This is a genomic window from Gemmatimonas phototrophica, from assembly GCF_000695095.2.
Taxonomy (GTDB): Bacteria; Gemmatimonadota; Gemmatimonadetes; order Gemmatimonadales; family Gemmatimonadaceae; genus Gemmatimonas; species Gemmatimonas phototrophica.
Map to the genome: position 1 here is coordinate 2,120,535 of NZ_CP011454.1, position 18,057 is coordinate 2,138,591.

Here is an 18,057-nt window from a genome sequence, read left to right on the forward strand (position 1 = left end):
TGCTGCACCGTGATGCGCTATGTTTGAAGGCTACCCGGCAGTTCTCCCTTTTACCGTTGGCAAATCCGTATGGCGCAGGCGACCCGCAACGCAGGTACTTCGGCCGGCTCTTCGGCCTCCCTGAGCGATGACCCGATCGAGTCCGTCTCGACGTGGTTCCAGCTGAACAGCAAGCCGATCCTTATGGCGGTTGGCGGCGTAGCTGTCGCAGCTGCCGCGGTGTTGGTGTACCGCAGCTCCACGGCATCCACCCGTGAAAAGGCATCGGTCGCGTTGTATGCGGCCCAGACCCCGTACGTGCAGGGGAAGCTGCCGGAAGCCCAGAAGGAGTTGGAGAAGGTTGCCACCCGGTATGGAAGCACGGCATCCGGGCAGCAGGCGGCGGTGTTGCTGGCGCAGGTGTTCTTCGAGCAGGGGAAGCCTGACGATGGCATCAAGGCGCTCGAAAAGGCGCTCGGCAGCGCGTCGGCCGACTTCAAGGGGAGTCTCGAATCGCTGATCGCGGCGGGCTACGAGCAGAAGAAAGATCTTGGCAAGGCGGCCGAACATTATGCGAAGGCTGCCGCGGCCTCGACCTTCAAGTCGGACAAGTACGGGTATCAGGCGAGCCAGGCTCGCAGCCTGATGTCGGCTGGCAAGGACGCCGACGCTCGGAAGATCTGGGAAGAATTGGCCAAACTGGATGGCGAGCCAATCCAGCAGGAAGCCAATGTTCGCCTGGGTGAACTGGCCGCCAAGCGGTAAGCAGACGCGAGAACATTGTAAACGTCGGGCGGACAACCTTCGTGGTGTCCGCCCGACGTTTTTTTGTTTTTCCGGATGAAGGGGAGCCGCCGGCGAATTCGGATGAGCTGCAGTCGGTGGCTGTTTGGTAATGCGGACAGGGAAGACGTCAGTATCGTGCCATAAAGATGGCAGTAAATGAACAGTGATTGCGCGAGCATTGTCTGTTTTTATGCGTATAATACATGTTATGTAAACTAGTGTTGGTGGATAACTGTGGGAAAAACTTCCGTGGAAATCATCCGGAAATGTGGGAATGTATCGTAAGTGTATGCTCAACAATACTTTGGGTTTACCGGATTCGTCTGTACCGTCGGTGGCAGCTCACGAATGGCAATACTGTCCACCTGTCCACATGGATTTGCGATCATTTTGGCTGGTTGCCAACACGTGGTCCCTTGGCCCCCCATGGGCACAGTCCGTAACGCATTCGGAAGCTGTTGGTGTGTCGCCATTTCCATCGTCAGACGACAAAAACGGCGCCCTGATGAGCGCCGTTCTATGTATGTGGTCTGGGGAGACATCTGCCCGCCTGGCGAGGAATGTCCCTCCTCTCGATACTCTAGATGTCCTCAATCACACCGCGATATACCACCCGCCCCTCTCCTCGTAACGTGGGCCGGTAGTCCGTTCGCATGCCGGTCTTTGTCGGTGCAGCGGCTGGCAACCGGACCTCCAGGGTTCTCCCGGAGCTGGTGAGGATTCCCACGACCTCCTCCTTGGCGAGACCCCACTCCGCCAACATGACCGCCGTGGCGACCGCGCCCGTCCCGCATGCCAGCGTCTCGCCTTCAACCCCCCGTTCAAAGGTGCGGTATCGCCATTGGCCGTTCGGCAGTGGAGACACCCAATTGACGTTGGTGCCGCTGGGGCCCGTTGCGGGATGCCAGCGGAGTCCGGGACCCCGAACGGCCACATCAATGTTTTCGGCGTTTTCCGTCAGGATGACCAGATGTGGGATGCCGGCGACGACAAAGCCAACCCGTGTTTCGCCGTCTGCCATTGGGACAGCAATGTCGTTGGTCATCTCGTGGACTGGCTGGAAATCAATCTCCGGCAACCCACGCACTCGGCTTGTGATAAGGCCTGCTCCCGTCGTCAGGCGCATCCCATCAGCGCTCGCCAGGCCAATCGCCGCGGACAGTGCCGTTGAGCAAAGCGTGGCGTTTCCGCACAAATCTGCGGGAGTTCCATCGCTGTTGAAATAGTGAATCCGAACATCCGCGTCGCCCGACAGGGGCTCTAGGGCGACTACGCCGTCAGCGCCTATCCCATTATACCTATTGCAGATACGTTGTATTGCCTCAGGTGATGTGACAAGTGAGATCGGGACGGTACGACCGTCGAAAAAGACAAAGTCATTGCCAGAGCCCGTCATCTTGGCAAAGGCGATGCCCCGGAGCGCGTCGGCGAGTGACGACATCAATACTGCCCTGAGATGCCCCACCACCTCAGCCGCCAGACCATCCAGATGGCTTCCCGAACGATGCGCTTGGACATCTTGGATTCACCTTCCGTGCGATCGTGAAACACAATGGGAATCTCCGCAATGCGGAACCCACGCTTCCAAGCCCGAAAGCTCATCTCGATCTGAAAGGCATAGCCGTTGGATCGCACTTTATCGAGCGGAATCGCTTCGAGCACGTGTCGGCGAAAGCACTTGAAGCCGCCGGTCGCATCACCGAGGTGAAGTCCTGTAATGGCACGAGCATAGATGTTTGCACCGTACGACAGCATCAAACGGGTCATCGGCCAGTTCACGACGGTAACCTTGCCATCGCGGTAGCGAGAGCCGAGAACCAGATCCGCATCCTTCACGGCGGCAAGAAACTCCGGAAGGTGGGCGGGATCATGCGAGAAGTCGGCGTCCATCTCAAAGACGTAGGCATAGTCCCGTTCCAGCGCCCACTTGAAGCCAGCCAGATACGCGCGCCCCAGCCCTTCTTTCCCCGCCCGGTGCAGCACATGCACCCGGGAGTCGGCGGCGGCGAGCTGGTCCGCCAGCCGTCCAGTTCCGTCAGGTGAATTGTCGTCGACCACCAACACATCGAGCCGTGGATCCTGTTGGAGGATCAGCGGCACGATGCGCGTGACGTTTTCGCTTTCGTTATAGGTAGGCACGATCACAATGCCCCGCTCTCCTGCAGCGAGGGCACCACGTGCCGGGGTCTTCATACGTGTCATCATGAGGCAGTGTGGGCCGGCAAATGCCGACCCCGACAATTTGGGGTCGAACTCGCCTGGTGCATACTTGCTGATACATACCCCGAACGGCCCTGGGGGAAGCGGTTCGTTCCTGATCAGCTTCCCCCAAACCCGACCGACGGTTCAAAAGTAACGACCAGGCACCCGCAGGTGTTCGTTACGGCCGCCGAAGTCCCGCTCGTTGCGATGGGGACATCAGGAGGAGCCCGATCAGCCCGGGGGCGATTTCCAGCACGGTAAGCCACACGCGAGACGTCGCCCCCAAGATGGCGACATCCCCCTGCCCTGCGGCTCCAATCCCGACCAGAAAGGCACTGATGGCGAGTTCCCGGAAGCCAATCCCTCCTGGCGCAAACAGCACGAGAAAGCCGACCAGGTACGAGGTGGCCCAGACGGCAATGTAGAGCACCGGATCTGTACCGATCCCTGGGGTCACCCCCTGGGCGAACAATCCAAACGCAATGCCGTAGCTGATCCACGAAAACGCATTGATACCGGCAGCGAGCCAGACGGTACGTTTGGACAGATGCTGCTCGGCCAACGGCAGTCCTCGCCAGCGCGCGAAACGGTCAAGGATGGCAGGCAGGACAAAGGGCAATACGGCAACGCCGACCAGAAACGCCACCGCCACTCCAATCGCGACGGCGCGCAGTCCCGGGTAAATCGCATCCAACCCCTGGGCGCCCGTAATAACCGCTACGGCAAATCCCGCCCCAATATTCAGGGATGTCCCAAGAATGGCGGCGCCAGTAGCGGAAAGCCCGGACACCCCTTCACGCGATGCCAGCAGACCAAGGGCGCCAATAGACCAGACCTTCCCAGGGAGGTATCGGCCCAGGTTGGCAATGGTCCAGATACGAACGGCAGCGGGATACGCCAGCGTCCCTCCCCAGCCCGCCAAGAGCATGCGCCAGCTTTGGATGAGCATCGCATAGGTTGCCAGTACGACCACGCTGGCGGCACCGATCCACCCCCACTGCACATCGAGAGCCCGGGCGGACTGCTGCACCTCAGCCCATTGGGTACTGAGCGTGTACCCAATGAAGCAGAAGGTCACGAGGAGCAACAGCCCTCTGAAGGCGGGCGAGCGCAGGGCGCCGGTAATGCTCACGTTCCCCTCGTTTGCTGAGCGACCGCCTCGCCATAAATCTCGAGGTAGCGAGCGGATACCGCCTGCGGTGTGAAGCGAGACAGCATGTCGGCGCGGGCCAGCATACCGAGGCGCTCGACGGTGCTCTCGCTCGCGATGACCTGCGCGATGGCGGAGGCCAGCGCCTGCACATCCCCGGTGGGAACGAGGGTGCCGCCGTGTTCAGGTTGTACAACGTCGATGACGCCGCCGTTGTTGTACGCAATGACCGGGGTGGCACACAGCTGCGCTTCCACCGCGACGAGGCCGAGGCCTTCACCTCGCGACGGCATCACCACGGCACGTGCCGATGGGTACAGCGGAGCGAGCGCTGGCTGAGGAAGTGTGCCATGCCACTGAATGCGACTGTTCAGGCCAAGGTGAGCGGCTTGCTGCTGCAGCGCTTCCCGGTCGGGGCCATCGCCCACGACCTGCAACGTGACGCCGGCCAATGAAGGGAATGCCAGCGCCGCGAGAAGGTCGGCCAGCCCCTTTTGGCTGTTGAGACGGCCCACAAACAGGATGCCCTGCCGCGCGTCAAGATGCGGGAGCGCAAGGAACTGTTGGGCGTCCACCGGCATGGGGGCCACGACAATCGCGCGATCTGGCGCAATGCGCTGGGCGATGTCCTTCAGCCATGTAGACACGGCAGTACGCGCCCCGGCCTGCCCGAGCACACCGCGCATGACCGGGTGCACGAGCGTCTTTTTCTCGGCCAATCGCACATCGGATCCATGCAGCGTGATCACGATGGGGGGATCATCTGGGCGTCGGCCTCCCCACAGGGCGAGCCCCGACGGGAACCACCAATGGACATGGACCACGTCGTACGGATCGCCGGCGCGGCGGGCGTCGTCCACGGCGGTACGGACGGCACGTCGGGTGGCGCGGAGGAGTTGCAGCAAGGCGAGTCGCCCACTCCACGACCCCATGACCGTCTCGGCCATGTTCCCCGTATAGGCGAGGGTCATGCGTTCGTCGCTGGCATAGCGAACGCGTTGAACAGGCACCCCTTCGATGACACTGCTGGGTGCGAGCCCCGCAGCGCCGGGAGCAATGATCTCTACCCGTGCCCCGTGTTGCCGAAGGCCAACGGCGAGGCGGAGGACAAACGAACCGGCGGCATCCCCGGGGAACCGGGGCGCGTTGTGCGTCACAAACAGGACGCGCGGAGCCGCACGCATTGGCGACGCGGAACGTCGCGGCGTCAGGCGTCGTCGCGCACCGTGGCGCGCGCGAGTCCCTGTTCGTCCGTCTCCTGCTGGCCAGCGGCCAGTTCATCCAGCTCGCGGCGCAACTCGCGCACCTCGGAGCGCTGCTGGGCAATCTGTTCGCCCAGAAGACCTGTCGCAAAAAAGATCGAGCCAAGCATGAGGCACGTCTGAATCACGGTCCAAGCCCAACGCTGACCCTGACCGGAGATGAGCAGCCACGCCAGGGCCCCGAATCCAGCGAGTACGCCCAGGGCAAAGAGGGCCACGCCGAGCATCCCGAAGGCGAGCAAGGGCTTCTGACCAAAGCGCAGCTCAAACCAGACGGCAAGCATGTCCAGCACACCGATGGGAATGCGCGACAGGCCAAACTTTGAGCGCCCGGCATGCCGCGGGTACAGCGGAATGGGGACTTCGGTAACCGTAAAGCCCTGCGCGGCGGCCATGACAATCATGTACCGATGAAAATCCGGACGCATGGGCAGTGCGGCCATGATCTCCCGACGGTACGCCTTCACGTTATTGAGATCACGCACCGGCACGTGGAAGAGCGTCCGACTGAGCTTGTTGTAAATGCCCGAGACAAACGCCTTCTCATACTTACCCTGCTTGTATCCGGTTACCATCTCGGACTCGCCGGCGAGAATGGGACCCACCAGGCTTGGGATGTCTTCCGGCTTGAATTGCAGGTCGGCCGGATAAAACACCAGCACCTGACCGCGGGAATGCAGGTACCCGGTACGGAGTGCTTCGGCGATTCCGCGTTGGGCCCGATGGCGGACGGGATGCAGGAAGGGAAATCGCTCCCGCAGCTCCTGCAGCAGCGCCCAACTGCCATCGCTCGACCCGTCGTCCACCACGATGACTTCGTACTGCGCGGACTGCGCACTGATCATCACCTCGCACAACTCGAGGAACAGGGCGAGGTTGCCGGCTTCATCCTTGGCCGGGACGAGCACACTGACGTCCACGAGGGGGCGGTTGCCCGCTCGTGCAGCGACAGGGAAAGGACGGGTGCGAACAGCCATACCAGTGGTGCTGAGGTCAGCGCGAACGGACAGCCGCGATCAGACGCGCTTGCGCATACGCGCGGGGAGTACGCCGAGTTGGTCACGGTACTTGGCCACCGTGCGCCGCGCAATCTGGACGCCAGTCTGCTGCAGAATTTCGACGATGGCCTGATCGGTCAGCGGGTTCTTGGTGTCTTCACCAGCGACCAGCTTTTCAATCTGATCCTTGATGCCTCGGGCAGAAACGTCGTCACCATCAGCGGTTGAGAGCCCGGACGAAAAGAAGAACTTGAGGGGCAAGACTCCACGGGGCGTCTGTACGAATTTTTCGTTCGTTACGCGGCTGACCGTGGATTCATGCATGCCGACGGCCTCGGCGACCTCGCGCAAGGTCAACGGCTTGAGCGCCTGCACCCCTCGCTCAAAGAAATCCTTCTGCCGATCAACGATGTAGTGCATCACCTTGAGCATGGTCTGACGCCGTTGCTCAATTGCCTGGATCATCCAATTGGCGGAATTGAGCTTGCTCGCGATGAAGTCCTTGCTCTCGGTATCGAACTTCTTCTTGTCGCGGGCGATTTCCTGATACGTACGGGAGAGCTTGAGACGCGGAAGGTTGCCGTCGTTCAGGAAGATGTGATACTCGTTGTCGATCTTGTCGACCACGAGATCGGGAATGATGTAATTGTCGCTGCTGGCGCTGAAGCGCAGCCCGGGCTTGGGATCGAGCTTGGCGATCTCGTCGTGCGCACTCTGCACGTCCTGCGCGCTGATTCCGAATCGCTTGGAGAGTTCGCTCCAGCGGTGGGCGATCAGCTCATCAAAGGCCTCTTCCACCAAACGGTACGCCAGTGATTCGCGCTGACCGGCTGCACGCAGCTGCAGCAACAGGCATTCCCTGAGGTCGCGAGCGCCTACGCCGGGGGGATCGAGATCCTGGATGATCTGCAGCATTTCCAGCATCTGCGCGTCCGAGAAACCGGGCGCGTCGGTGTCGAGGTCGCGCTCTTCGGCTTCACGCGTGAGGAGCTCGTTGATACCGCGCTGGATCTCCTCGAGTGGGCACGCCAGATACCCGTCATCGTTGATGTTGCCGACAAATTCGTCGGCAAGAAACGCCTGCAGCGGCGTGAGCTCAATGAGAGACAGCTGCTCGGTCAAGTGATCCGAAAGATCCTTGGTCGCAACCGTCACGGGCTCATACCATTCCCGTTGCTCGTGTTCTTCGCGCTGGCCACCGGTTTCAAAACCATCCAACAGCACGGCTTCCCAATCCACGTCATCGTCACCGGTCTTCTCCGGTTCTGATTCCGTTGTCGTTTCCGGCTCGGCCAGATCCTGAGCTTCCGCCGTGGTGTCTTCGGCATCGGACGAATCGTCGTCTTCGTCCTCAGGCTCCACCAACTCGAGGAAGGGATTGGTGAGCAGTTCCTGTTTGAGATGCTGCTGGAGATCGAGCAGGGGCATGTACAGCAAATCCATCGCCTGATACAGGCGAGGATTGACTTTCAGCTCTTGCCGGAGGCCGGCGTTTTGTTGCAGTCCGGTTTTCATTAGGCCCGTACTCCCTCGTCAGCTTCCGCGAAGCGTGCACGGAGTCGGGCCGACAACGTCGGTCCGAGGTAGATTTCCGCCACGGTGTCGTCAAATACCAGTTCACGAACCGTACCGGATACTTTCACGACGCCATCGTACATAATGTACGCCCGATCGACGATGTCGAGGGTTTGCTCGACATTATGATCACTGATGAGTACGCCGATGCCACGGTGGCGGAGTCCGGCCACGATCTGCTGGATATCGTGCACCGCAATGGGATCGACGCCGGCAAAGGGCTCATCAAGCATCATGAACTTGGGCTGCGTGACCAAGGCGCGCGTGATCTCCAGGCGGCGGCGCTCTCCGCCGGAGAGCTGAAACGCGCGACTGTGTCGCAGGTGCTTGATGCTCAATTCATCCAGCAATGTTTCCAGTCGTTCTTTCCGCTCCGACGCGCTGAGATCCAGCGTTTCGAGGATGGCCAGAATGTTCTGTTCCACCGTGAGCTTGCGGAAGATGGACGGTTCCTGTGACAGGTAGCCGATTCCCTGACGTGCCCTCTCGTACATGGGCATGTTGGTGATGTCGGTTCCGTCGAGGTTGATCTTCCCGGTCTGCGGTGCAATGAGCCCCACGAGCATGTAGAAGGTGGTGGTCTTGCCGGCGCCATTCGGGCCGAGCAGCCCCACGATCTCCCCCTGGGCAACGCGCAGCGCCACGTCATTCACCACGCGACGGCTGCGGTACACCTTTACCAGCCCTTCGGCCGAAAGGACGGACGCATCAGGGGGCACTGCCGCCCTGGGATTCCCCGGCGCCTGCACCGCGCGGTGCTCACCCGTGGCGCGCATTGCCCGTGCCAGTTCGGCACGATGGGGCTGGAGCGCCTGCCAAACCGAAGACACGACACGGACTGCGGGATCGTGATCAGCGTCGTCCACTTCGATGGGTTCAATCACGCCACTGGAAGCCAGACGGGGCAGCAGTGCCGCCAGGAGATGGCTGCGCACCTCGTCCGGGGCGAGGGCACGGCCGTCGCTGTTTTGTTCGATGTACCGGCGAATGACCGCGTGCAGGGGCACGGCTCCGGTCATGTCCGATTCATCGATCACGGCACCCATGATGATCGCGAGTGACCGATCACCGTGAACGGCGCGCTCAACCAGCGACGTCACGTCGTTGGCGGTGGCGGTCGGACGGGGGGCGGGCGAATCGGTCATGGACGGCGACGGGGGGCTGCGGACGGTGGACGAAGGGCGAAGTCGTGAGATTCGGGGGCCTCTCCGCCTGGTGGACGACGGGGGGGCTGTGGTGCGGGGGTACCTGGACGTTCGGGCTGACCACTTCCCTGTCCCCGGCCACCATTCCTATTGGCTTTGGCCGTGGTGGTGTCGGATAGACTATCGGGAGCCGGTTCGAGATACACCCCGGATGCTGCGGAATCTACGCGAACATCACGCACCGTACCCGAATCGAAGTGCACAAAGATTCGGACGCCCCGGACATAGTTGATGGACGGGGGGGCGGTTGGCCCTTTGGAACTCGCAAAATGGAAAAGAGAACTGGCGTTGCCGAGCGCCCGGATCTCCTTCACTTTCGCCCCGCCACTGTCGGACGCGGCTCCCGGAGCTGTGTCCCGTTTTGCGGTTATTAGGCTGTCGAAAAAGGCCAGAATGCTGTCGCCACGCAGCAGATCCTTGTCCTTGGTCCGCATTTTCAGGGTGTCGGGCGTACCAATCGCCATGGCATCGCCAATCGCGCGCACTTCCCGGACGTCCTTATCGACCAGACGAATGCGCATGGAATCGGCCAGTACGTCCTGCTGAGGCGTGGTGGCTTTGGCACGCCCCTTTCCAAAGGCATAGGCCTCCTCAAGCTGTTGCTCCTTGAGGCGCATATCGATGTTTTCGGCGTTCAGCACCAGGTCGGTGCTGGTCGCAATCGCCTTGTGACGTGCCACGATGCGATTGAGTTTCCGCGCGGTGCTGAACATGTCAATCGTATCGCCCACGAGCGTGAATCGCTGCGCGGTATCACGGTTGATGATGCGTGCACTGCGAATGAGCCGGGACAACTCCGACACTTTGTCGAACGCGGCGGAGTCTGACCGGGCGTTGATCTTCTCACGGTCAATTTGCACATCGCCCCACGCCATCAGGAGGGAATCACCGGCGTCCTCAAAGCGATTCGCCGTGACGTAGGTGGGCGGCTGCGGTTTGCCCGCACTGTCCTTCTCAATCAACGTGGCCATGGAGCGCGCGGGAGCAATCAAGCGGGCTTGCGGGCGCTCCGGCGTGCTGCGGAAGTACTCAATACTGGGCCCCGAAAACGTACTGCCCGTGGCTAACTGCGTCGCGACGACATTGCCGTCAGCATACAGTCGTCCTTCTTTGGTGAAGTACGTGGCATGGGTGGCGGTGATCTGCACCTTTTGAGGCTCCTCGTACACCACATTGCCGTAGAGATTCACAATACCCGCGGCCTGGAACTGCTCCGCGCTATCGGCGCGCAGGCGATTGTTCTCTCCCTGACAATGGCCAACGAATCCCCCCCCGATGAACGTGTTGGACACGCTCTCGGAGATGCGACTGTACAACAAACGGGTCTCCGGCGGTGATTCGGAGAAGTCCATGACGCAGGGGCGCGAAACCGCGGGCTTCTTCTTGGCCACCGGCTTCTTGACCGTGTCGGCGGCGACGACCGAATCGGCCTTGGCCTTGAGGGCCGCACTGTCTGCCCCGGGTGCCGCTGGCTTGGCGGGACTCGTGTCTGGCGCCACGACTTTCACACTGTCCGACGGGGGAACGACCGGCGCCGCCTGGGCAGGGGGCGCCGGCCGACGGCTTCCTCGACAGCCCGCTACGCTGGCCGCCACCGCCACCAACGTGAGCAGCACGACCCGACGGGCGCCCGGGGAAAAGCCAGAACGCGTGTCCATCAACGGGTGGGCACCTGGACCGGTGCAATACCCTTGCAGCTCTTGAGGCACTTGAAATTGTTGAGTTTCGGATCCGATTCGAAGCCGATTCCCGACAGTTCGCGCTTGGGTTCGTTCAGGACAAAGGCGGAGTCGGAAAAGAACTGGTTCCGCACTTGATCAAACACCAGCTGCTGGGAGCTGAACCGCTTGCCATCTTCGCGAATCACGACGACGTCTCCCCGGGCCTCCAATCGCTGCAGACGGGAGTTGTACGTGCCGGTTTTTGACGTCAGCACACCATCCTTCACGCCCTGCGCCGTGTAGAATGTCATATTCACCCGGCGCATTTCGAGCCGGGTGCCGTCTTCGTACATGTATGCCGTGTCGGCCAACAGCTCGCCATTGCTGACGCCTCTGTTGGTCAGGACGTGCCGCACGCCAAAGCCCATCTGGTCTGCCGAGTCGGGCATGGCGGAGCGCTGCGCCCGCTTGGTGGTGGCCGGCTTCTTGGGACATGCCGCACCGCCCAACAGCAGCACGCTGATGGCACCATACATCCAGAAACGGGCCGTACGGCCTGGACGCGCGCTCATACCGCGCCGGCGCGCATGAGATCATGCAGGTGCACCACACCCACCAGCTGCCCCGCGGTGTCAATAACCGGCATGGCCATGATGCCGTGTGTTTCCATGCGATGCACTACAGCACTCCCTAATTCGTGATCTTCAGCCAGGCGCGGCGACGTGGACATGACCGCCTCGACGGGAACTGACAGGACATCCTGCTGACGCTCCAACAGGCGTGTCAGATCTCCTGCCGTGACGACCCCGGATACCCGCCCCTGTTCCACAACCACCGCAATTCCCCGGCGTTCCGCCAGCAACACGACGGCCTCACGCATGGTGGCGGTTCGCGCCAGCACCGGAAGCGTTTCTCGCACCATCACATCCGACACCCGCGTCAGCAGGCGGCGCCCGAGGGCACCACCCGGGTGGAGTCGCGCGAAGTCCTCCGCCTGAAATCCTTTGGCCTGCAACACCGCGACCGCCAGCGCATCACCGAGTGCCATGGTGACCGTCGTGCTGGTGGTGGGAGCGAGGTCATGCGGACACGCCTCTTCCCTCACCAGCAAATCCAGCGTGACATCGGACAACCGCGACAACCGCGACGACGGTACCGCGGTCATGGCGATCCGCCTCACGCCCAAGCGCGCCAGCGCCTCGATGAGCCCCAGCAGTTCGTCGCTTTCTCCGCTCTTGGAGATGAGAATGGCCACGTCGTCGGCACCGACAATGCCCAGATCACCATGCACACTCTCCACAGGATGGAGAAACATGGCCGGCGTACCCGTCGAGGTAAACGTGGCGGCCATCTTGCGACCGACCAGCCCCGACTTTCCGACCCCTGCCACGATCACTCGACCTGTACAGGCCGCCAGAAGTCGTACCGCGTGCACAAAGGCGTCCCCCAGTGCGGCTTCACTGGCGCGCAACGCTTCCGCCTCCAGCGCCAGCACACGACGTCCACGCTCGATCAACACGGCGCTGTCGTGCACATCGATTGACCGGGTGGCGGCACTCCCTGATCCGGGACTCACTGCGGCACCTCCGATCCTTCGTGTGCATCCCCACTGCGACTCTTCACATAGCGCTCCACCGCATCCGTCCACTCCCCACGGGCATACAGCAAGGCCTCGGCAAATTCGCGAACGGCACCGTAGCCACCCCGGGCATTGAGGCGCAGGTGAGCAGCCCGGGCGGCTTCTGGCGTACTGTTGCCCACGGCGACGGGCAGCCCGACCGCACGCAGCACCGCCACGTCAGGGAGATCGTCGCCAACAAAGGCGACTTCGTCGAGCTCGACACCCAGATCGGTGCAAAGACGGCGCAGCGCCGGAAGCTTCCGGGCCTGCGGGTCCTGGATGCAGGCATCAACCCGAAGCTCCCGGGCGCGCATGGCCACACTTTCCGAGACACGCCCCGTGATGATCGCCACCTTGAGTCCACAGTCGCGCAGCATGGCCATACCAAGTCCGTCCTGTACATCGTAGCGCTTGAGTTCAAATGGAACGTGCGCGCCATCCCGGGACGCACTTCCCAGATACAAGCCGCCATCTGTCAACACGCCATCCACATCAAATCCAACCAGCTTGATGCGCTTGGCCAGCGCGACATCAAGGCGGGCCGGATGAATCAGGAGGGGAGGGAGCCCTTCGCCACTGGACATCAACGCGTGGACCGATCCCAGATGTCCACCGCACGACGCACCAGATCCGGCAGTGCGTCTAGCGGGATCATGTTCGGGCCATCGCTGGGGGCACGATCCGGTTCCGGATGCGTCTCCAGAAACAATCCTTGGGCGCCGGCGGCGATGGCCGCGAATGTCAGCGGCGGGATAAACTCGCGCGCGCCACCACTGCTGCCACCCTGCCCTTTGCCTGGCTGCTGCACACTGTGGGTTGCATCAAAGATGACGGGGACACCGCACGCTTCGCGCAGTCGCGGAAACGCCCGCATGTCTACGACCAGATCGCCATACCCGAAAAAGGTGCCGCGCTCCGTTACCGCGAGTGCTCCCGTCTCCCGGCCAGCCAGGGCGGCACCGGCCTCCACCTTTCTGACGGCACCCTTCATTCCCTCAGGGTGCATCCACTGGCCCTTCTTCACGTTCACCGCCTTGCCCGTGGCACCTGCGGCAAGGAGCAGATCCGTCTGGCGGCACAGAAAGGCGGGAATCTGCAGAACGTCCACAATTTCCGCGGCGGGCGCACACTGCGCGGCGTCGTGCACATCGGTGAGTATGGGGAGCCCTGTGGCCGCCCGCACGCGTGCCAGCGCCGCCAGCCCCGCTTCCAGCCCAGGACCGCGCACTCCATCCACGTTGGAGCGATTGGCCTTGTCGAAACTGGCCTTGAAGATAATGCCGCCCGGTACGTGCTCGGCGAGCCGAGCCAACGCCTCGCCAACACGCAGATTGAGCGTGTCGTCTTCGAGTTGGCACGGACCGGCAATCAAGAAAAGGCGGTCCGCGGAAAAGAGCGGGAGACTCACCGGACTCACTGGTTGACGTGCGCGAGGTCAGGCGCCTGCGACGCCTCAAGTTCGGCCCGACGACGGCGATCGGAGGCCGCCACAAAGCCGGCAAAGAGCGGATGCGGGCGCAGCGGACGTGACTGCAGCTCAGGATGGAACTGACACCCCACAAACCAGGGATGCGACGGCAGCTCAATCATCTCGACCAGCGAATCATCTGGCGACAACCCACTAAGTCGCATGCCCTGCTCGATGAAGCGCTCGCGATACCGATTGGAGACCTCGTAGCGATGGCGATGCCGTTCACTGACCTCCGCCTGACCATAGATCTCCGCGGCCTTGGAGCCGCGCTGCAAACGGCAGGGGTAAGCGCCGAGTCGCATGGTGCCGCCCTTGTCGGTCACTTCACGCTGCGTGTCCATGAGCGAAATGACCGGGTTGCCGCACTCCGGTGCGAATTCGCTGGAATGGCTATCGGTCAGCCCAAGCACATGGCGCGCGAACTCAATGATGGCCACTTGCATTCCCAGGCAGATACCGAAGAAGGGCAACTGCATTTCGCGCGCTGCGCGAATGGCTTCCACCATGCCTTCCACTCCGCGCACGCCAAACCCGCCTGGCACGAGCAGCCCATGGTACTGTGACAGGATCTCGCGCGCCTTCTCGGCGCTGGTGAACAGATCGCTCGACGTCCACGCCAGTTCCACTCCAACGTCGTTGGCAATGCCGCCATGGATCAACGCTTCCTGGACGCTCTTGTAACTGTCGATGTAGTCGGTGTACTTCCCGACGACGCAGATCTTCACGCGCTCACGCGGATTGGTGATGCGCCCCACCATGGCGCGCCACGCGGAGAGGTCAGGAGCTGGTGCACTGAGGCGCAACCGTTCCATGACCCGTTCGGCAAATCCCTGCTGCTCAAACACCAGCGGGATTTCGTAGATGGTCGGCACATCGGGACTCTCAATGACCGCGCCAAAGTCCACGTTGCAGAAGAGCGCAATTTTGCGCTTGACGTCATCCTGCAGGGGCTTCTCACTGCGGCAAATCAGGAAGTCCGGCTGGATACCGATTTCCATGAGCTCACGCACGGAATGCTGCGTGGGCTTGGTTTTCACCTCGCCGGCAGCCGCGATGTAGGGCACCAAGGTGAGATGCACGAAAATGGCATTCTCCTTGCCCACTTCACGCCGGAACTGACGAATGGCTTCGAGGAACGGCAGCGACTCGATATCGCCAACGGTGCCGCCAATTTCGACCAGCACCACATCGTTGCCCGGAGCGATGCGCTTGACCGCATTCTTGATTTCGTCCGTGATGTGCGGAATGACCTGCACCGTAGAGCCGAGATACTCACCCCGACGTTCCTTGGTGATCACGTTCGAGTAGATCCGGCCCGTGGTGATGTTGTTCGCCTGCGACAAGGGACGATCAAGAAAGCGCTCGTAGTGCCCGAGGTCGAGATCGGTTTCGGCGCCGTCATCGGTCACGAACACTTCACCGTGCTGAAACGGCGACATCGTACCGGGGTCGACGTTGAGGTACGGATCAAGTTTCATCATGGTGACGCGGAACCCGCGTTCCACGAGCAAGCGTCCCAGCGATGCCGCAGCGATGCCCTTGCCGAGTGACGATACGACGCCGCCAGTAACGAAGATGTACTTCGGCGCGGACGTCTGACCGGTCGGAGTGAGCGAAGTGGACATGAGCGGATTCCCGGTGAGGGCAGATATCAGGAACGATGCGTCTCAGGCAGACGCAGTCGGCACGGTGTCGGTATACAGCTGATCCCAGCGCGCGTTGGCGCGCTGCAGGTCGTGTTCGGTGTCGATCCCGCCGTCGGCGCTGGGCACCAGCGCTACGCCAATGGCCAGGCCATGGGCGAGCGGACGCAGTTGCTCAAGGCGTTCGACGAGTTCGAGCGGGTGTGGGGGCCACAGCACCCACTGTTGCAGCGCGGGCCGGGAATACGCATACACCCCCACATGCTGGTGCACGAGTGGGGTGAGGAGCGCGATATCCGAAGGATCACGAAGAAACGGAATGGGTGCCCGTGAAAAATAGAGCGCGAGCCCCTCGTCGGTGCAGACGACTTTCACCACATCCGGCTGCCCAAGCGCCTCCGCAGTGACCGGCACGGCGGCGGTACCAATGGGCGCCCGACCGGCCGCGACCACATGCACCGCACCGGCCAAGGCCTCGCGGGACACAAAGGGCTCGTCCCCTTGTACATTGAGCAGGACATCGAAGGTGGAAAAGTCCGGATGCGCGGCGACTTCAGCCACCCGATCGGTGCCACTGGGATGGTCATGGCGGGTCATGACGACCGGGATACCACGCGACCGGCACGCGTCCTGGACGTCGTCGTGATCGGTCGCTACCACCACATGGTCGGCAACCCCGAGGGCGAACACCCGCTGATAGACCCGGACGACAAGCGGTTCGCCCCCCAGGAGGCGAAGTGGTTTGCGGGGAAGTCGGGTCGCGCCAAGGCGCGCCGGGATCACCGCGAGGACGGCCATTGTCCAGTTTGTGGGGGCGTGGTTGCAGCAAAATTCACGCCAATTAAGATACCCCGTTTGGTGCGCCAAGGCAAACGGGCGCCCGTGCAGTTTTCAGTCTCTCTCAGCTTTCGGCATGCCCACATCGTGGTGGATCGGCTTTAACGCCCTGGTGCTTTTCCTGCTCGCGCTCGACCTCGGGATTTTCAACCGGAAGCCCCATGCCGTTTCGGTCAAGGAAGCCCTCGGCTGGAGCGCGGTCTGGATTACCCTCGCGGTCGGCTTTGGCCTGTGGATTGGTCAGGCCATGGGGCGACAGGCGATGCTGGAGTTTTATGCCGGCTACCTCGTTGAGCAGGCGCTATCAGTAGACAATCTGTTTGTCTTCATCCTGGTGTTCGGCTACTTCCGGATTCCGCAGGAACTGCAGCACCGCGTGCTTTTTTGGGGCATTCTGGGCGCCTTGCTGATGCGCGGCGCCATGATTGGGGCGGGCGCTGTCCTCCTCGCCAAGTTCCACTGGATCATTTACCTCTTTGGCGCGTTTCTGATCTACACCGGTTTCAAAATGGCGTTCGGCGGTGAGAATGAGATTGAACCCGAGCAGAATCCGGTCATCCGGCTGGTCCGCCGCTTCATGCCGCTCACCACGAAGTTCCACGGCGACAAGTTCTTCGTGCGGGAAGCACTGGAGCCCGGTGGCGTCGTGAAACTGGTGGCGACGCCATTGTTTGTCGTGCTGGCACTCGTCGAGACCACCGACGTGGTATTCGCCGTCGATTCCATCCCGGCCATTTTTGGTGTCACCAGGAATCCATTCCTTGTGTACACATCGAATGTGTTTGCCATTCTCGGGCTGCGGTCAATGTATTTCGTTCTGGCCAACATCATCGGCAAGTTTCACTTGCTGAAGTACGGGCTGTCGATCGTGCTGGCCTTTGTGGGCGCCAAAATGTTGTTGTCGGAAATCCAGCCCATCAGCATTGGGGTCTCGCTCGGTCTCGTGGCTGGCGTGCTGATCGGCAGCGTGGTGTTGTCGCTCCTCATCCCGCCCAAGGGTGAGACCCCGACCGAGCACTGACCACGTGCGGTTGATTCCGGCCGGCGGATTGCGCCGGTCTGCAACTACGCCGCGGTTCCCCTACGGAAGGTGCGCGCCATGCGCAGGAAGTTCACCAGCAACGTGCGCCCGTGTTGCGTGAGGATCGATTCCGGGTGGAACTGCACCCCCCACACGGGATGCGCGCGATGCTGCAGCGCGTGAATTTCCGTGGCGTCGTCGGTGGCCGTCGCGGTAACGTGCAGGCAATCGGGGAGCGTCTCACGCTTCACGATCAGCGAGTGGTAGCGCATCACGCCAAAAGGAGACGGGACATCGGCAAAAAGTCCCGTCCCATCGTGGACGAGTTGGGACATCTTGCCGTGCATGACCCGCGAGGCCCGCACCACGTCGCCGCCGTACGCTTCGCCAATGGCCTGATGGCCAAGACACACCCCAAGCAACGGGATCTGTCCACCGTACCGCCTGATCACGTCTACCGAGATCCCGGCCTCCCGTGGTGAACACGGTCCTGGTGATACCACAACGGCGTCCGGTGCCATTTGGCCCACTTCGTCGACCGTCAAACGATCATTGCGGTGGACTTCCAACTCCTCCCCGAGTTCCCCGAAATACTGGACGAGGTTGTACGTGAATGAGTCGTAGTTGTCGATCACCAGCAGCATAA

General features: G+C 61.9%; 17 protein-coding genes. 2 read left to right on the plus strand and 15 right to left on the minus strand.

Annotation, left to right across the window (positions count from 1 at the left end):
• Positions 1-69: 69 nt before the first annotated feature.
• Positions 70-744: a tetratricopeptide repeat protein gene (locus GEMMAAP_RS08870; protein WP_026850835.1), complete on the plus strand. Its 675-nt coding sequence runs from the start codon at positions 70-72 to the stop codon at positions 742-744.
• Between the two features lie 601 nt (positions 745-1,345).
• Here the strand turns inward: GEMMAAP_RS08870 and dapF are convergent.
• The 14 genes from dapF to kdsB all read right to left on the minus strand — a co-directional run bounded on the left by dapF (position 1,346) and on the right by kdsB (position 16,351).
• Positions 1,346-2,206, minus strand: coding sequence for a diaminopimelate epimerase (dapF, locus tag GEMMAAP_RS08875; RefSeq protein WP_053334543.1), 861 nt, complete (start codon positions 2,204-2,206; stop codon positions 1,346-1,348).
• Complete coding sequence (locus tag GEMMAAP_RS08880) at positions 2,206-2,970, minus strand: polyprenol monophosphomannose synthase (RefSeq protein ID WP_238588200.1); 765 nt, start codon at positions 2,968-2,970, stop codon at positions 2,206-2,208. The genes dapF and GEMMAAP_RS08880 overlap by 1 nt, the downstream gene beginning before the upstream one ends.
• 175 nt (positions 2,971-3,145) lie before the next feature.
• On the minus strand, positions 3,146-4,099 hold the full coding sequence (locus GEMMAAP_RS08885) for a lysylphosphatidylglycerol synthase domain-containing protein (protein WP_026850833.1): 954 nt from the start codon (positions 4,097-4,099) through the stop codon (positions 3,146-3,148).
• Positions 4,096-5,301, minus strand: a complete 1,206-nt coding sequence (locus GEMMAAP_RS08890) for a glycosyltransferase (RefSeq protein WP_026850832.1) — start codon at positions 5,299-5,301, stop codon at positions 4,096-4,098. Before GEMMAAP_RS08890 ends, GEMMAAP_RS08885 begins: the two co-directional genes overlap by 4 nt.
• 23 nt (positions 5,302-5,324) lie before the next feature.
• Positions 5,325-6,356, minus strand: coding sequence for a glycosyltransferase family 2 protein (locus GEMMAAP_RS08895; RefSeq protein ID WP_082821193.1), 1,032 nt, complete (start codon positions 6,354-6,356; stop codon positions 5,325-5,327).
• A 39-nt stretch (positions 6,357-6,395) separates the two neighbouring features.
• Positions 6,396-7,892, minus strand: coding sequence for an RNA polymerase factor sigma-54 (gene rpoN / locus GEMMAAP_RS08900; protein ID WP_043581656.1), 1,497 nt, complete (start codon positions 7,890-7,892; stop codon positions 6,396-6,398).
• Positions 7,892-8,728: an LPS export ABC transporter ATP-binding protein gene (lptB, locus tag GEMMAAP_RS21160; protein WP_082821557.1), complete on the minus strand. Its 837-nt coding sequence runs from the start codon at positions 8,726-8,728 to the stop codon at positions 7,892-7,894. The genes rpoN and lptB overlap by 1 nt, the downstream gene beginning before the upstream one ends.
• A gap of 365 nt (positions 8,729-9,093) precedes the next feature.
• Positions 9,094-10,815, minus strand: a complete 1,722-nt coding sequence (locus GEMMAAP_RS08910; protein ID WP_026850830.1) for an LptA/OstA family protein — start codon at positions 10,813-10,815, stop codon at positions 9,094-9,096.
• Positions 10,815-11,390, minus strand: a complete 576-nt coding sequence (lptC, locus tag GEMMAAP_RS08915) for an LPS export ABC transporter periplasmic protein LptC (protein ID WP_082821194.1) — start codon at positions 11,388-11,390, stop codon at positions 10,815-10,817. Before lptC ends, GEMMAAP_RS08910 begins: the two co-directional genes overlap by 1 nt.
• A complete protein-coding gene (locus tag GEMMAAP_RS08920; protein WP_053334560.1) occupies positions 11,387-12,358 on the minus strand; it encodes a KpsF/GutQ family sugar-phosphate isomerase in 972 nt (323 codons plus the stop codon). The genes lptC and GEMMAAP_RS08920 overlap by 4 nt, the downstream gene beginning before the upstream one ends.
• 32 nt (positions 12,359-12,390) lie before the next feature.
• Positions 12,391-13,023 carry a KdsC family phosphatase gene (locus tag GEMMAAP_RS08925; RefSeq protein WP_053334541.1) on the minus strand — a complete coding sequence of 211 codons (633 nt, stop codon included), beginning with the start codon at positions 13,021-13,023 and terminating at the stop codon, positions 12,391-12,393.
• Positions 13,023-13,856: a 3-deoxy-8-phosphooctulonate synthase gene (gene kdsA, locus GEMMAAP_RS08930; protein WP_026850827.1), complete on the minus strand. Its 834-nt coding sequence runs from the start codon at positions 13,854-13,856 to the stop codon at positions 13,023-13,025. The genes GEMMAAP_RS08925 and kdsA overlap by 1 nt, the downstream gene beginning before the upstream one ends.
• A complete protein-coding gene (gene pyrG, locus GEMMAAP_RS08935) occupies positions 13,853-15,535 on the minus strand; it encodes a CTP synthase (RefSeq protein ID WP_026850826.1) in 1,683 nt (560 codons plus the stop codon). The genes kdsA and pyrG overlap by 4 nt, the downstream gene beginning before the upstream one ends.
• Before the next feature lie 42 nt (positions 15,536-15,577).
• Entirely contained in the window at positions 15,578-16,351 is a 774-nt protein-coding gene (gene kdsB / locus GEMMAAP_RS08940; protein ID WP_053334540.1) for a 3-deoxy-manno-octulosonate cytidylyltransferase, read from the minus strand.
• Positions 16,352-16,466: 115 nt separating this feature from the next.
• Between kdsB and GEMMAAP_RS08945 the strand changes: the two genes are divergently transcribed.
• Positions 16,467-17,411 (plus strand): TerC family protein, encoded by a 945-nt coding sequence (locus GEMMAAP_RS08945; protein ID WP_043581654.1) that lies wholly within the window; start codon positions 16,467-16,469, stop codon positions 17,409-17,411.
• A gap of 44 nt (positions 17,412-17,455) precedes the next feature.
• On the opposite strand, the gene GEMMAAP_RS08950 is transcribed toward GEMMAAP_RS08945, so the two are convergent.
• Positions 17,456-18,055: an anthranilate synthase component II gene (locus tag GEMMAAP_RS08950; RefSeq protein ID WP_026850825.1), complete on the minus strand. Its 600-nt coding sequence runs from the start codon at positions 18,053-18,055 to the stop codon at positions 17,456-17,458.
• Positions 18,056-18,057 lie beyond the last annotated feature (2 nt).

Bases quoted from the DNA above. Each gene is read 5' to 3' on its own strand.
- GEMMAAP_RS08925 (WP_053334541.1), bottom strand. From the start codon at position 13,023: ATGTCCAGTGGCGAAGGGCTCCCTCCCCTCCTGATTCATCCGGCCCGC.
- GEMMAAP_RS08945 (WP_043581654.1), top strand. From the start codon at position 16,467: ATGCCCACATCGTGGTGGATCGGCTTTAACGCCCTGGTGCTTTTCCTG.
- GEMMAAP_RS08870 (WP_026850835.1), top strand. From the start codon at position 70: ATGGCGCAGGCGACCCGCAACGCAGGTACTTCGGCCGGCTCTTCGGCC.
- dapF (WP_053334543.1), bottom strand. From the start codon at position 2,206: ATGTCGTCACTCGCCGACGCGCTCCGGGGCATCGCCTTTGCCAAGATG.
- lptC (WP_082821194.1), bottom strand. From the start codon at position 11,390: ATGAGCGCGCGTCCAGGCCGTACGGCCCGTTTCTGGATGTATGGTGCC.
- GEMMAAP_RS08950 (WP_026850825.1), bottom strand. From the start codon at position 18,055: ATGCTGCTGGTGATCGACAACTACGACTCATTCACGTACAACCTCGTC.
- GEMMAAP_RS08880 (WP_238588200.1), bottom strand. From the start codon at position 2,970: ATGATGACACGTATGAAGACCCCGGCACGTGGTGCCCTCGCTGCAGGA.
- GEMMAAP_RS08910 (WP_026850830.1), bottom strand. From the start codon at position 10,815: ATGGACACGCGTTCTGGCTTTTCCCCGGGCGCCCGTCGGGTCGTGCTG.
- GEMMAAP_RS08890 (WP_026850832.1), bottom strand. From the start codon at position 5,301: ATGCGTGCGGCTCCGCGCGTCCTGTTTGTGACGCACAACGCGCCCCGG.
- GEMMAAP_RS08895 (WP_082821193.1), bottom strand. From the start codon at position 6,356: ATGGCTGTTCGCACCCGTCCTTTCCCTGTCGCTGCACGAGCGGGCAAC.
- kdsB (WP_053334540.1), bottom strand. From the start codon at position 16,351: ATGGCCGTCCTCGCGGTGATCCCGGCGCGCCTTGGCGCGACCCGACTT.
- lptB (WP_082821557.1), bottom strand. From the start codon at position 8,728: ATGCGCGCCACGGGTGAGCACCGCGCGGTGCAGGCGCCGGGGAATCCC.
- pyrG (WP_026850826.1), bottom strand. From the start codon at position 15,535: ATGTCCACTTCGCTCACTCCGACCGGTCAGACGTCCGCGCCGAAGTAC.
- rpoN (WP_043581656.1), bottom strand. From the start codon at position 7,892: ATGAAAACCGGACTGCAACAAAACGCCGGCCTCCGGCAAGAGCTGAAA.